The sequence below is a fragment of the Stenotrophomonas sp. SAM-B genome (assembly GCF_013387485.1).
In the GTDB taxonomy this organism is placed as follows: domain Bacteria; phylum Pseudomonadota; class Gammaproteobacteria; order Xanthomonadales; family Xanthomonadaceae; genus Stenotrophomonas; species Stenotrophomonas maltophilia_AA.
Genome location: NZ_JABBXB010000001.1, coordinates 354,755 through 367,497 on the forward strand (window position 1 = coordinate 354,755; position 12,743 = coordinate 367,497).

Below are 12,743 nucleotides of genomic sequence, written 5' to 3' on the forward strand. Positions count from 1 at the left end.
ATGGACATGACCCTGATTCCGAGCCCGATCTCCCGCCGCCTCATCCTCGGCCTGGCCAGCGCCGTGCTGCTGGCAGCGCCTGCCGCCGCCCAGCAGTCTCTGCCGGCTCCTTCACCCGCGCCGATCCGCTGCGAAGCCGACAGCTGCCGCAGCGATGACGGGCTGCTGCTGCGCATCGGCGATGACGACGCGCCCGCGCTGCCACTGCCGGGCCGCACCGATCTCCCCGTGGTCGGCACGGTACCGGCGTCACCGGCAGTCACCCCGGACGTGGCGGCGCGCGGCGGCCAGTTCATGGCCGAGCTGCCCAACGGCGGCGTGGTGTGGGCGACCGAAGATCCGACCATGGTGCCGCCCAGCCTGAGCGTGCAGGCCGCCGCCACCGTGCCGTTCGAGAACGGCCGGGTGATCCGTCCGCTGCGCTTCCACAGCTACAACAACTACGCCTCCTTCATCCAGAAACTGGAGGTGACGCTGTATCGCGGTACCGATACCGATCTGGTCACGCCGCTGGCCCGCATCGAGTTGCCGGCCGACTACGTTGGCGATGCCGAGTGGAGCGGTGAGCTGCCGCCGCAGATCAAGCTGCGCACCGGTGACGATCTCATTTACGTCGCGCGCGCCTACGGTGCCGGTGGGGCGTTCGATGAAACCCGTCTCCAGCGCATCCAGCTGGTGACCCCGGCCGATTTTGACCGGGGCCTGCAGATCACCCGTGAGAACGTGCAGAAAACGCTGGGCCAGGCCCTGGATGGCGACAGCGCGCAGGACCTGCAGCTCAGCAACAGCATCTACGGGCAGAGCATGCTCCGCCTGCAGAACATTCCCATCCACGGCTCGCGCGTGCGTCTGTATGGCCGCAACCTGGAACCCAACAGCCGCGTGCGCATCAACGGCCAGGACTTCCCGGTCGACCTGGAGCAGAAGTTCGCCGCCGAGTTCCTCGAGCCGGTGGGCGAGCATCGCTACGACGTCAGTGTCGAATCCCGCGATGCGCCCTCCGCGCAGCGGCAGCTGGACGTGGATGTCACCGGCCGCTACCTGTTCCTGGTTGCCATCGCCGATGTCACCGTGTCCAAGAACAGCGCCAGCGGCAATCTGCAGCCCCTGGCGGCGGATGACCGCGACGACGACAGCTTCCTCAGCGAGGGCCGGCTGGCGTTCTACCTGAAGGGCAAATTGCGCGGCAAATACCTGGTCACTGCACAGGCCGACACCCAGGACCGCGAGCTGAAGTACCTGTTCCGCGATTTCACCCAGGCCGACGCGCAGGACGTGTTCCGCCGCCTGGATCCGGACCTGTATTACCCGGTGTATGGCGATGACTCCACCACCTACCGCGACGTGGATACGCAGGGCCGGCTGTACCTGCGCGTGGACTGGGACCAGAGCCAGGCCGTGTGGGGCAACTACGCCACTGGCATCACCGGCACCGAATATGGCCAGTACGTGCGCTCGCTGTATGGCGGTGCATTGAACTGGCGTTCGCTGGAGGCCACGCCGCTGGGCGAGGCACGCTCGCAGGTCAAGGTGTTCGGTTCGGAAGCGCAGTCCGCCCCGGGCCACAGTGAATTCCTCGGTACCGGCGGCAGCCTGTACTACCTGCGCCACACCGACGTGCTGCCGGGCTCGGAGCAGGTGGTGCTGGAAGTGCGCGACCGCACCACCGGCCGCACCGAAACGCGCGCCACCCTGCAGGAGGGCGTGGACTACGAGATCGACAACCTGCAGGGCCGCCTGATCCTGACCCGTCCACTGGCGCAGCTGACCCGCGAGAACGTGCGCAGCATCACCCGCGACATGCCCCTCGACGGCTACGACCAGTTGCTGCTGGTGGACTACGAATACGTGCCGCTGGGCTTCAGCAGCGATGACGTGACCTACGGCGCGCGCGGCCGGCAATGGATCGGTGACCACGTGGCGATCGGCGGCACCTGGATCGACGAGAACCGCAGCGGCGAGAACTACAGCCTCAAGGGCGCCGACCTCACCCTGCAGGCGGGACGTGGCACATATCTGAAGATGGAGCAGACCCGCACCGAAGCGACTGCCGCCCCGGTGTTCTATTCGGACAACGGCGGCTTGAGCTTCATCCGTCGCAATCCCTACGAAGGCCGGCGCTCGGGCACCGCCAGCGCGGTGGAAGCGCGTGCCAACCTGCGTGAGCTGGGCTGGACGACGCAGGACTGGAGCTTGGGGGCGTGGTGGCGCGACGTCGATGCCGGCTTCTCGGTCGCGCGCCAGGACACCGGTCTGCCGATCCAGGAATACGGTGCCGAATTCCTCGGCTACCTCACCGACGACGTCAGTCTGTACGGCCGGCACACCCGCACCGAGCAGGGCGAACTGGCGCTGGAGCAGAGCCAGCTGGCCGCGGAGTGGCGACTGGGCAACGACGGCCAGCTGACCGGTGAGCTGCGCCGCGTGCGCGAGGAACAGGAGCTGCAGAGCGTGGACGCCCTGCTGGCGGCGATCGGTTACCGCCAGCGCTTCGGCGCGTCGTGGGAACTGTACGGCACCGGCCAGGTCACGCTGGACGATGACGGTGGCGCGTACGAGAAGAACGACCTGCTCACGCTGGGCGCGCGGTATCTGTTCGGCGACCGCAGCAGTGTCGGCGCGGAAGTCAGTGGCGGCAGCCGCGGCCATGGCGCCAAGGTCGATGGTGAGTACCGCATGGCACCGGACCACAGCCTGTACGGCAGTTACAGCTACAGCACCGACCGCACCGTCACCGATCCGCTGTTCGATACCGGGTTGCAGAGTGGCTGGACGCTGGGCCAGCGCTGGCGGCTGAGCAACCAGGTCAACGTCTACAACGAGAGCCAGTATCTGAAGGACCGTCGCCAGGACAGCGCGGGCATCGTGCACACCTTCGGCATGGACTTCTATCCCGCGCAGGGCTGGAACCTGGGCTTCACGATCATGGACGGTGAGCTGGATTCCACCCTGGGCCGTGTCGATCGCCGTGCCTACAGCGTGAGCGGCGGGCGTACCGATGCCGTGGCGCAGTGGAACAGCAAGCTGGAGTATCGCCGCGACAGTGGGGCCGAGCAGCGCGAGCAGTGGGTGACCACCAACCGCCTGCTGTACAAACTCAACGACGACTGGCGCTTCGCCCTGCGCGCGAACTATGCCGATACCGAAGACCGCATCGACCGCCTGGCCGACGCCAAGCTGGTGGAGACCAACATGGGCTTCGCCTGGCGCCCGCACGACAACACGCGCTGGGCCGGCTTCGGCAAGTTCACCTATCTCTACGATGTGGCCTCGCTGGGGCAGGAGGGCGGCAACCTGTACGACCAGCGTTCGCAGATCCTCTCGCTGGAAGGGATCCGTCAGCTGGGCGCGCGCTGGGAAGTGGCCGGCAAACTGGCCTCGCGCTGGGGTGACTACCGCACCGGCCGCGGCGAGGGTGCCTGGCTGGACAGCCGCGCCGACTTCGCCGCGCTGCAACTGCGCTATCGCCTGTTCGCGCAATGGGAAGGGCTGGCCGAGCACCGCTGGTTGAAGGTGCGCGACGGTGGCGTGCGCAAGGGCTGGCTGGTGGGCGTGGACCGCCGGGTCGGGGAGAACTTCAAGGTCGGGGTGGGCTACAACTTCACCGAGTTCAGCGATGACATGACCGAGCTGAAGTACGACCAGAAGGGGTTCTTCCTGAATATGGCGGGGTATTACTAGGCTTCGGATGGTTTGGGCCTGCCACGCATGGCGTCGTTTGCGGCTTCGATGGGTTTGGGCCTGCCACGCATGGCGTGGCACTACCGGGCATCGCGGTATTGGCGGTCGGCTTCGGTGGTGGCCTGGGGGTAGAGCCAGGCCATGCCTGGCTGAACTGCCGACAACCTTTCCGGGATGAATGGGCGCTTTCGGCGGGCTGTTCAGCCAGAAAACACGCGATATCGCCCCATTCACCAGTCTATATTGTTGATTTCATTGGTTTTGCTGCGCCGGTCCCAGGCCCTCGCCACTGTCATCATTTCGCGGTACGTTAGCCGGGTGATCGGTGCCAGCATCCCATGAACAGAACGCTGGAACTTCTTTCCCCTTTAGCAGTCCAATTCCGGGACTGCTAAGATGAGTGCTATGAGCCAGAACACCTCTACTGCCCTTGTGGCAAACAATCTCCCGATTCCCAGTGCGCTCGGTTCGCTGGACGCCTACATCGGTGCCGTGCACCAGATCCCGGTGCTGTCGGTCGATGACGAGCAGGACCTGGCCCGCCGCTTCCGCGACGAGCTGGACCTGGACGCCGCGCGCGAGCTGGTCCATTCCCACCTGCGCTTCGTGGTGCACGTCGCCCGTGGCTACAACGGCTACGGCCTGGCGCTGGGCGACCTGATCCAGGAAGGCAACATCGGCCTGATGAAGGCGGTGAAGCGCTTCGACCCGGACATGGGCGTTCGCCTGGTGTCGTTCGCGGTGCACTGGATCCGTGCGGAAATGCACGAGTTCATCCTCAAGAACTGGCGCATCGTCAAGGTCGCCACGACCAAGGCGCAGCGCAAGCTGTTCTTCAACCTGCGCAAGTCCAAGACCCGTCTGGGCTGGATGAACGCGGCGGAAGTCAGTGCAGTGGCCAAGGACCTGAACGTGTCCGAGCGCGAAGTGCTCGAGATGGAGTCGCGCCTGTCCGGCCGCGATATCGGTTTCGATCTCTCCAGCGATGACGATGACGATCATGCGCCGCCGTCGCCGGCTGCCTATCTGCGCGCCAACGAAGAAGATCCTTCGATGGCGTATGAGCGGATGGACAGCGAAGACAATCAGCTGCAGCTGCTGCGCGAAGGCATGGCCGAGCTGGATGCGCGTTCGCGCGACATCATCCGCCGTCGCTGGCTGGACGCGGACAGCAAGGTGACGCTGCAGGAGCTGGCCGATGAGTACGGCGTGTCGGCCGAACGCATCCGCCAGGTAGAGGCGAACGCACTGAAGAAGATGAAGGCGCTGTTTACTGCGTGATGCAGTAAGCCGCTGGAGTAAATGATAAGGCCCGGCACTGCCGGGCCTTTTCTTTTCCGGCAGCGTTATACCGGTGTCTGTCCGGTGATCTTTCCGACAGCGGGGCACGCCGCCTTCTGATGTTCACGCCGTACCACTCAGTGGCACGGTATGATCATGCAACGTGTCTTCCGCACCCGGAGTTTCAACCGCAGCCTCCGAAGGTCTGCGCTCGGCAGCGAGGCCCTGTGCCGAGCGGTGGATGAGATGCGGCGAGGCCTGGTGGATGCTGACCTCGGCGGTGGCATCTTCAAGAAGCGGGTTCGGTTGCCCGGCCGCGGGAAGAGCGGGAGTGTCCGGACCATCATCGCGGCCCCGCGGGGCAGCAGTTGGTTCTTCCTTTTCGGCTATGAGAAGAACGAGCGCGCGACAATCAGCGGTACGGAACGGGATGCGCTCCAGTTGTATGCCTCGGAATTTCTGGGAATGAGCTCGACACAGTTGGATCGCGCCGTGAAATGCGGTGACCTGCAGGAGATCTGTCATGACAAAGACATCTGAGCGCCGGCGCCCGAAGAGCAGGCTTCTGGAGGCTGTGCACGATGCGGCCGTGAGCCTGCATGCACATGGGGTCATCGATAAGCGCCGGTTGAGCTGCTACGAAGCGCTTTGCCTGGAGCCGGTGCCCGCGTACAGCAGCGGCCAGATCCGTGCACTCCGCACGTCGCTTGCGCTCAGCCAGCCGGTATTCGCAGGCGTGCTGAACACCAGCGTTTCAACAGTGCGCAGTTGGGAGCAGGGCGACAAGAAGCCGAGTGGACCATCGCTGAAGCTGTTGAACCTGATCGACCGGAAAGGGCTCGACGCCGTCCTCTAGAACAAAGGCCCGGCAATGCCGGGCCTTTGCGCTACATGGCAGCCGTCGCTGCCCCCACGCTGTCTCAGCCCTGCTCGCGCGCAATCGCCCGCCAGCCGATATCGCGGCGGTGGAACTCGTGGGCCCAGTGGATCGCACCGACGCCGGCGTAAGCGTTGCGCTGTGCTTCGCCCACCGTGCCACCCAATGCCGCCACGCACAGCACGCGGCCGCCGGCGCTGAGCACCTGGCCCTGCGCGTCCAGCGTGGTGCCGGCATGGAACACCTTGGCCGTCGCGGCGACCGCGTCCAGGCCATGGATCACGTCGCCGGTGATCGGCGTTTCCGGATACGGCGAGGCGGCCATCACCACGCCGAGTGACGGGCGCGGATCCCACTGCGCCTCCACGGTGTCCAGGCGCTCGTCGATCGCCGCTTCGACCAGGTCCACCAGGTCCGACTGCAGGCGCAGCATCACCGGCTGGGTTTCCGGGTCGCCAAAGCGCACGTTGAACTCGATCACCTTCGGCGCGCCGCTGGCATCGATCATCAGGCCGGCATAGAGGAAACCGGTGAACGGAATGCCGTCGGCGATCATGCCCTGCACGGTCGGGTTGACCACCTCGCGCATCACGCGCGCATGCACCTCATCGGTCACCACCGGGGCCGGCGAGTACGCGCCCATGCCGCCGGTGTTCGGGCCGGTGTCGCCGTCGCCGACGCGCTTGTGATCCTGCGAGGTCGCCATCGGCAGCGCAGTCCTGCCGTCCACCATCGAGATGAAGCTGGCTTCTTCGCCGTCCAGGAACTCTTCGATCACCACGCGTGCGCCGGCATCGCCGAAGGCATTGCCGGAGAGCATGTCGCGCACCGCGTCCTCGGCCTCGGCCAGGGTCATCGCCACGATCACGCCCTTGCCGGCGGCCAGGCCATCGGCCTTGACCACGATCGGCGCGCCTTTCTCCCGCAGGTAGGCCAGCGCCGGCTCGACCTCGGTGTGCACGGCATAGAACGCGGTGGGAATGCCGTGGCGGGCCAGGAAGTCCTTCGCATACGCTTTGCTGCCTTCCAGCTGCGCAGCGGCGGCGGTCGGCCCGAAGATGCGGTAGCCGGCGGCGCGGAAGCGGTCGACGACCCCGGCCACCAGCGGCACTTCCGGGCCGACCACGGTCAGGCCGATGTCTTCGGTGCCGACCAGCGCCAGCAGGCCGTCCAGGTCGGTGACCTTGACGTCCACGTTGCGGCACTTGGGTTCGGTGGCGGTGCCTGCATTGCCGGGCGCGACGATGACCTCGCGGACCTTCGCGGACTGGGCCAGCTTCCAGGCCAGGGCGTGTTCGCGGCCGCCAGCGCCGATGACCAGGATCTTCAATGCAGTTCTCGCGTAAGAGGGCAGGAGGGTGATTTTACGCGGTGCGGGCGGCGGGTGCATTCGGGCGGTCGGTTGCCGTGGCAACCCACGGCCTCAGCTGTCGGCGCAGCCGTCGCGCTGGAGGTCATCCGGTACCGGATACGCGCGCTGCCGGGCATCGAAGATGAGGTGGTAGAACTCGGTTGCCGGGCCCGTGCAGTCGTGGCCGCTGGCACGCACCGTCAGCGGCCAGTAGCCATCCACGGCAGTGCTGTCGCCCACCGTCGTGCTGAAGTCGACTGCGAAGACCGTGCTTCCGCAGGCGGTCGGCTCGCCGTCACAGTGGTGCAGGGCGAGGTTGTCGAGATGATCGCGGTACCGGGCGACATCGCGCAGGCGATGGTTGTGCTCGGCGATGTAACTGCGCCAGATGCGCCGATGGCCGCGCCGGTGTTCCTCATGGGTGATCTGGAACGCGCGGCGCTGTGGGCCAAGCTGCGCGATCTGGACGGTGCCGGGTGCGCCGTGGCGGCCGTACGGGCCTTGCAGGCGCTGGGCCATCACCAGCAGCGGATCATCGGCGAGCAGTCGGGCGAACACGTCGCCTCGGTTGGCCTCTTCGTTGTCCTTGCCCACGCGCAGCACATACAGATCGACCCGGCCCGGCTCGACCGTGGCTGCGTCGTCCAGCGTCTGGCACACCGCCAGCAGGGTCTGCTCATGACCCTCGGCAGTGACCGTGTCACGCGCGCACACGCTGCGGGTGACCGGGCGCATCGCCTCGACCTCGGTGTCCTCCCAGTCGTCCTTCCATGGCGCATCCAGGACGGCCTTGTCGCCATAGCGCTCGCGAAGGAAGGCCTCCAGGCGCTGGGTCTGATCGCCCCTGACCCGGACGGTGTCTTCCGGTTGCGCCGTGGTGTCGAGCACACGGTGCGCTTTGGCGGGTCCGGAAGGCGCAGGTGTACGGTCACAGCCGGCCAGCAGCACGAGCGCCACGACTGCCAATGCGTATAAACGCATCACTCGCACTCTTCGCGCCTCAGTGCCTCGGGGAACGCATAGCTCCAGGTCGTCGGGTCCAGGGTGAAGCGGTGTTCGCGGCGCACCGGCTGCCCGCCGCAGCCCAGGCCGGTCTCCTCGATCAGCAGCGGCCACTGCCGTGCCGCCGGATCGCGGTCGTCGAAGCGCAGGGTGAAATCGAGGTTGAACAACCGCGCCTGGCAGTCCGGTTCCGCATCGGCGTCGTCGCAGTCGTAGGCGGCGGTGTTGTCGATATGGCTGCGCACGCCACCGGCTTCCACGAGCCCGTTCGGGCCGGGCAACACCAGCGTCTGGGTGATCAGCGAATAGCCTTGGCCGAACCAGCCGTGCTCGATGCGGAAGCCGTAGAAGTCGCTGCCGGCGCGGAGGATCTGCACGGTGCCGGGCTCGCCCCGGCTGCCGAAGTTCTGCCCGGTCAGCGCGGCGGCCACGGCAAAGCGGTCCGCCTCGGGGCGCAGCACGAAGAAGTCGATCGCGCCCGGGTCCGGGTGGGCACCGTCCAGCGGTGAACCGCAGACGGCCAGCAGTTGTTGCCAGCTGTCGCCGGTGACTACCGGTTGCTCGGCGCACACATGCCAATCCGTGAGGCGGGTGTCGCCGTCTTGGACCCAGCTGCCACGCCATTTCCCTGAGAGCTTGGCGGCCTTGCCGTAGCGCTCGGTCAGAAAGCCCTGCAGGCGCGTGCTGCGGCTGACGTGGGCGATCGGGCCGGCAGAGGGCGCGACGGTATCGGGGGCTGGCTGCGGCGCCGCCGGTTCACTGGCCGGCGTGCAGCTGGCCAGCCCCGCAGCGGTGGCGAGCGCCAGCGCTGCAAGGCATCGGGTCTGCCATGGAGACATCCGTGTCTTCCCGCGGATCAGTGACGGAAGTGACGCACGCCGGTGAACACCATGGCCAGGCCATGCTCGTCGGCGGCCGCGATCACTTCGCTGTCGCGCATCGAGCCACCCGGCTGGATCACCGCTTTGATGCCGGCGGCAGCAGCGGCATCGATGCCATCGCGGAACGGGAAGAACGCATCGGAGGCCATCACCGAGCCTTCCACCACCAGGTTCGCATCGGCCGCCTTGATGCCGGCGATGCGCGCGGAGTACACGCGGCTCATCTGGCCGGCGCCGACACCGATGGTGCGGTTGTCCTTGGCGTAGACGATGGCGTTGGATTTGACGAACTTGGCGACTTTCCAGGCGAACAACAGGTCGGCGAACTGCTTCTCGGTCGGCGCCAGCTTGCTCACCACCGTCAGTTCGTCGCGCGCCATGCCGCGGTTGTCGGCGCTCTGCATCAGCAGGCCGGAACCAATCCGCTTGGTGTCGTAGTTGTTGCGGCCGTCGCCGTGCGGAATGCGCAGCACGCGCACGTTGGCCTTCTTCTGCGCGTATTCCAGCGCGGCCGGTTCGAAGTCCGGGGCGATCAGCACTTCGACGAACTGCCGGTCCAGGATCGCCTGCGCGGTGGCGGCGTCCAGCGGCTGGTTGAAGGCGATGATGCCGCCGAAGGCGCTGGTCGGGTCGGTCGCATAGGCGAGCTCATAGGCATCGCCGTTGCCGGCGCCCACGGCCACGCCGCACGGGTTGGCGTGCTTGACGATGACGCAGGCCGGCACGTCGAACTGACGCACGCATTCCCACGCGGCATCGGCATCGGCCAGGTTGTTGTAGCTCAGTTCCTTGCCCTGCAGCTGCTGGAACGTGGCCAGCGTGCCCGGCACCGGGTACAGGTCGCGGTAGAACGCGCCGCTCTGGTGCGGGTTCTCGCCGTAGCGCAGGTCCATCACCTTCACGAAGCTGGAATTCATCTGCGCCGGGAACTCGCTGCGCAGCGGCACGGCGGTGTCGGTGGTGGTCACGGCGGAGAGGTAATTGCTGATCGCCGCGTCGTACTGGGCCACACGGTTGAACGCGGCCACCGAGAAGGCGAAGCGCTTGGCGGCCGACAACTTGCCATCGTGGGCGTCCAGCTCGGCCAGCAGTTCGGCGTACTGCGACGGGTCGGTCGCCACCGCCACGCGGGCGAAGTTCTTCGCGGCCGAGCGCAGCATGGCCGGGCCACCGATGTCGATGTTTTCCACGGCGTCTTCGAGCGTGCAGTCCGCCTTGGCGGTGACCGACTCGAACGGATACAGGTTCAGTACCAGCAGGTCGATCGCGCCGATGCCGTGTTCGGCCATGACCGCGTCATCCAGCCCGGCGCGGCCGAGCAGGCCGCCGTGCACCATCGGGTGCAGGGTCTTGACCCGGCCGTCCATCATTTCCGGGAAACCGGTGACGTCGGCAACGTCCTTCACTGCCAGGCCGGCCTCGCGGATCGCCTTGGCGGTACCGCCGGTGGAGAGCAGCTCCACGTTGCGCGCGGCAAGGGCGCGGGCCAGGTCGATCAGACCGGTTTTGTCGGAAACGGACAGCAGGGCCCGGCGCACGGGCAGCAGATCGGAACTCATGGGGGCAGGAGATCGAAGCGGAGCGGGGGCATATTGTAGGCTTTGGGCCTCTTGTCTGCTCAAGAGCGCCCCGCGCGGGGCCTGCGGCACCCGCCGTGCGCATCAACAGCTGCGCATCGTTTCTCTCTGCTCTGGAAGCCCCGATGTCCCTGCACGACGCTATCCGCTCACTGATTCGCACCAATGGGTACGTCGGTTTCCTGTCCATGTATCTGGGTTATGGGGGTGATGGCCCTCATGCGGCACCTTGGCACCGCAGGAACGACGCGGGGGCATTGAAGGCACAGGCGGATGAATGCTGGGGCGAGGGGGCGGATGTCGTGCTGTCGTACTTCGTCGATCTGCGTGAGCGGCGGCGCAATCTTGGCATCGAGTACAAGATCTATCTGGACGAAGGACAATGCGTCGGTGATGGGGTCCGGTTGTACCGGCGCACACCGAGCGTGGAACAGCTGCTGGTCTACCTCTCCGTGGTCGCAGATATGTATGCGATCGAGGTCTATCGGTTCGTCCCGTCGATGGACGAGGGCGCGATTCTGTTCTCGAACGGGGCCATTGCCCGTTTCCAGCGATCACCCGGCAACACCTTCAGGATTTTCGCGCTGGAAGGGCCAGCAGGCCATCCGGACCGCGTGGCACGCCAGGTCCTTGCCCTGCGCAACAGTCTTGAGCACGTCCGCGATGCGGGATGGCTCCGGAAGCACCTTGGCGGACGCTTCCCTTGGGACTCATGGCTGGCAGACCGCTGATCCGCGCCCGGGCAGCATATCGAAACGGAGGTGGGGACCACGCAGGTACCCCACCGGCATCAGGTGGTGATGCCGTATTCCTTCAGCTTCTTGCGCAGGGTGGCGCGGTGGATGCCCAGCATCGAGGCGGCGCGGCTCTGGTTGCCTTCGCAGTGATTGAGCACTTCCACGAACAGCGGAATCTCCATCTCGCGCAGCACGATCTCGTAGACATCGTCCGCATCGCAGCCATCCAGGTCCCGCAGATAGCGCCTGACCGATTGGGCGACGTGTTCACGCAGGGGTGGCTTGGGCGCGCCACGACTGTTGTCAGGACGAGAAAGGACAGCGTTCAAGGAGTTTCCCGGTGCAAGAGCCGGGGCGGACAACAGCCCACGGCGGAAGGGTGATGGGGTCAGTCTAGCGCGTGCGCCGGCTGCCTGCCACGCTCCGGCGGCCCCGGCGATGCCTCAGAGGAACTCAAAGGTGAATGCGACGGTAGACGCTGCAGGCTCGCGCACGCGGAAGCTGATCTGTGCGCTTTGTCCCGGTTCCAGCGTGGCGGCGGGGTCCATCGCGCGATCCAGATAGTCGGCCGGCGCGAACACATTGGTGCCGATCACGCGGCCATCGGCATCGGACAGCGACAGCCGCAGCGACGGCCAGGCCTGGGCCCACCGCGCGTCGTTGCGGATGCTCGCCTGCACCTGCAGCGCACCCGCCTGGCCCGGCACCGGGCGTACATCACGGCTGAGCATGCTGAAGGCCGCCGGCTCGCGCCACGCCGGCAATGAACACCGCAGCACGCTGCACAACCCGGCGATCCACGGGCGGGTACCGGCATCGGCGGCCAGCCGTGCGCGGTCCGCCACCGCGATCTGCACCAGCAGCACGGCAGCCAGCCCGGCCACCATGCCCCACTGCCAGCGTGGCGTGCGCAGGCGTGCACCGGGCAGGCGCAGGAAACTGGGTGTGGTGACCGCTTCGGCCGGCGGCAGGGCAGCGGTGGCCGGGCCGCGCGCGTCCTCATCGTGGGCGTGCACGTCATCCGGCAGCGGGTGCGACGGCGCCCCGGTCCCGGCGGCCGGTGCAGCTTCGCCGGCGTACGCATGTTCGACATCGGCTGCGCGTTCGTCGGCGAATCCAAATCGGGTCTGCGACACGGACGGCTGCGGCGCATGCACCGGCTGGGCGTCGATCACCTGTTCCACCGCCAGCGGTGCGATGCGATCGTCCATGGACGTTGTCGACGCCGCAGGCGTCTCCTCGTGGGAGAGGGACACCGGCTCAGCGGGATTGGCCGGCGCCTCCGCGGACGGACGCAGGAACGTGGCGATCGGGCGTCGCGGCGGCATCGGAGGCTCGGACATGGGCACGGGACCG

Annotated in this window: 11 protein-coding genes; 5 read left to right on the top strand and 6 right to left on the bottom strand. The window is 66.8% G+C overall.

Features of this window, described 5'->3' with window-relative positions; translation table 11 throughout:
* From HH110_RS01485 to HH110_RS01500, 4 genes are all read left to right on the top strand, one after another.
* On the top strand, window positions 1-3,681 hold the full coding sequence (locus HH110_RS01485) for a TonB-dependent receptor (RefSeq protein ID WP_241696362.1): 3,681 nt from the start codon (window positions 1-3) through the stop codon (window positions 3,679-3,681).
* A 405-nt stretch (window positions 3,682-4,086) separates the two neighbouring features.
* Entirely contained in the window at window positions 4,087-4,962 is an 876-nt protein-coding gene (gene rpoH, locus HH110_RS01490) for an RNA polymerase sigma factor RpoH (RefSeq protein WP_019183519.1), read from the top strand.
* 156 nt (window positions 4,963-5,118) lie between these two features.
* Window positions 5,119-5,502, top strand: a complete 384-nt coding sequence (locus tag HH110_RS01495) for a type II toxin-antitoxin system RelE/ParE family toxin (protein WP_176988000.1) — start codon at window positions 5,119-5,121, stop codon at window positions 5,500-5,502.
* A gap of 49 nt (window positions 5,503-5,551) precedes the next feature.
* Entirely contained in the window at window positions 5,552-5,818 is a 267-nt protein-coding gene (locus HH110_RS01500) for a helix-turn-helix domain-containing protein (protein WP_342589202.1), read from the top strand.
* Between the two features lie 64 nt (window positions 5,819-5,882).
* On the opposite strand, the gene purD is transcribed toward HH110_RS01500, so the two are convergent.
* The 4 genes from purD to purH all read right to left on the bottom strand — a co-directional run bounded on the left by purD (window position 5,883) and on the right by purH (window position 10,632).
* Window positions 5,883-7,169 carry a phosphoribosylamine--glycine ligase gene (gene purD, locus HH110_RS01505; protein ID WP_176988002.1) on the bottom strand — a complete coding sequence of 429 codons (1,287 nt, stop codon included), beginning with the start codon at window positions 7,167-7,169 and terminating at the stop codon, window positions 5,883-5,885.
* A gap of 93 nt (window positions 7,170-7,262) precedes the next feature.
* Window positions 7,263-8,078 carry a hypothetical protein gene (locus HH110_RS01510; protein ID WP_176988003.1) on the bottom strand — a complete coding sequence of 272 codons (816 nt, stop codon included), beginning with the start codon at window positions 8,076-8,078 and terminating at the stop codon, window positions 7,263-7,265.
* Window positions 8,079-8,170: 92 nt separating this feature from the next.
* Complete coding sequence (locus HH110_RS01515; protein ID WP_176988004.1) at window positions 8,171-9,031, bottom strand: hypothetical protein; 861 nt, start codon at window positions 9,029-9,031, stop codon at window positions 8,171-8,173.
* Between the two features lie 17 nt (window positions 9,032-9,048).
* Entirely contained in the window at window positions 9,049-10,632 is a 1,584-nt protein-coding gene (gene purH, locus HH110_RS01520; RefSeq protein WP_176988005.1) for a bifunctional phosphoribosylaminoimidazolecarboxamide formyltransferase/IMP cyclohydrolase, read from the bottom strand.
* 143 nt (window positions 10,633-10,775) lie between these two features.
* On the opposite strand from purH, the gene HH110_RS01525 reads away from it, so the two are divergent.
* Window positions 10,776-11,381: a hypothetical protein gene (locus HH110_RS01525; RefSeq protein WP_176988006.1), complete on the top strand. Its 606-nt coding sequence runs from the start codon at window positions 10,776-10,778 to the stop codon at window positions 11,379-11,381.
* 59 nt (window positions 11,382-11,440) lie between these two features.
* Here HH110_RS01525 and fis read toward each other — a convergent pair whose 3' ends face one another.
* Complete coding sequence (fis, locus tag HH110_RS01530; RefSeq protein WP_026069829.1) at window positions 11,441-11,716, bottom strand: DNA-binding transcriptional regulator Fis; 276 nt, start codon at window positions 11,714-11,716, stop codon at window positions 11,441-11,443.
* A 114-nt stretch (window positions 11,717-11,830) separates the two neighbouring features.
* On the bottom strand, window positions 11,831-12,730 hold the full coding sequence (locus HH110_RS01535; RefSeq protein WP_176988007.1) for a DUF3426 domain-containing protein: 900 nt from the start codon (window positions 12,728-12,730) through the stop codon (window positions 11,831-11,833).
* Window positions 12,731-12,743: the final 13 nt, after the last annotated feature.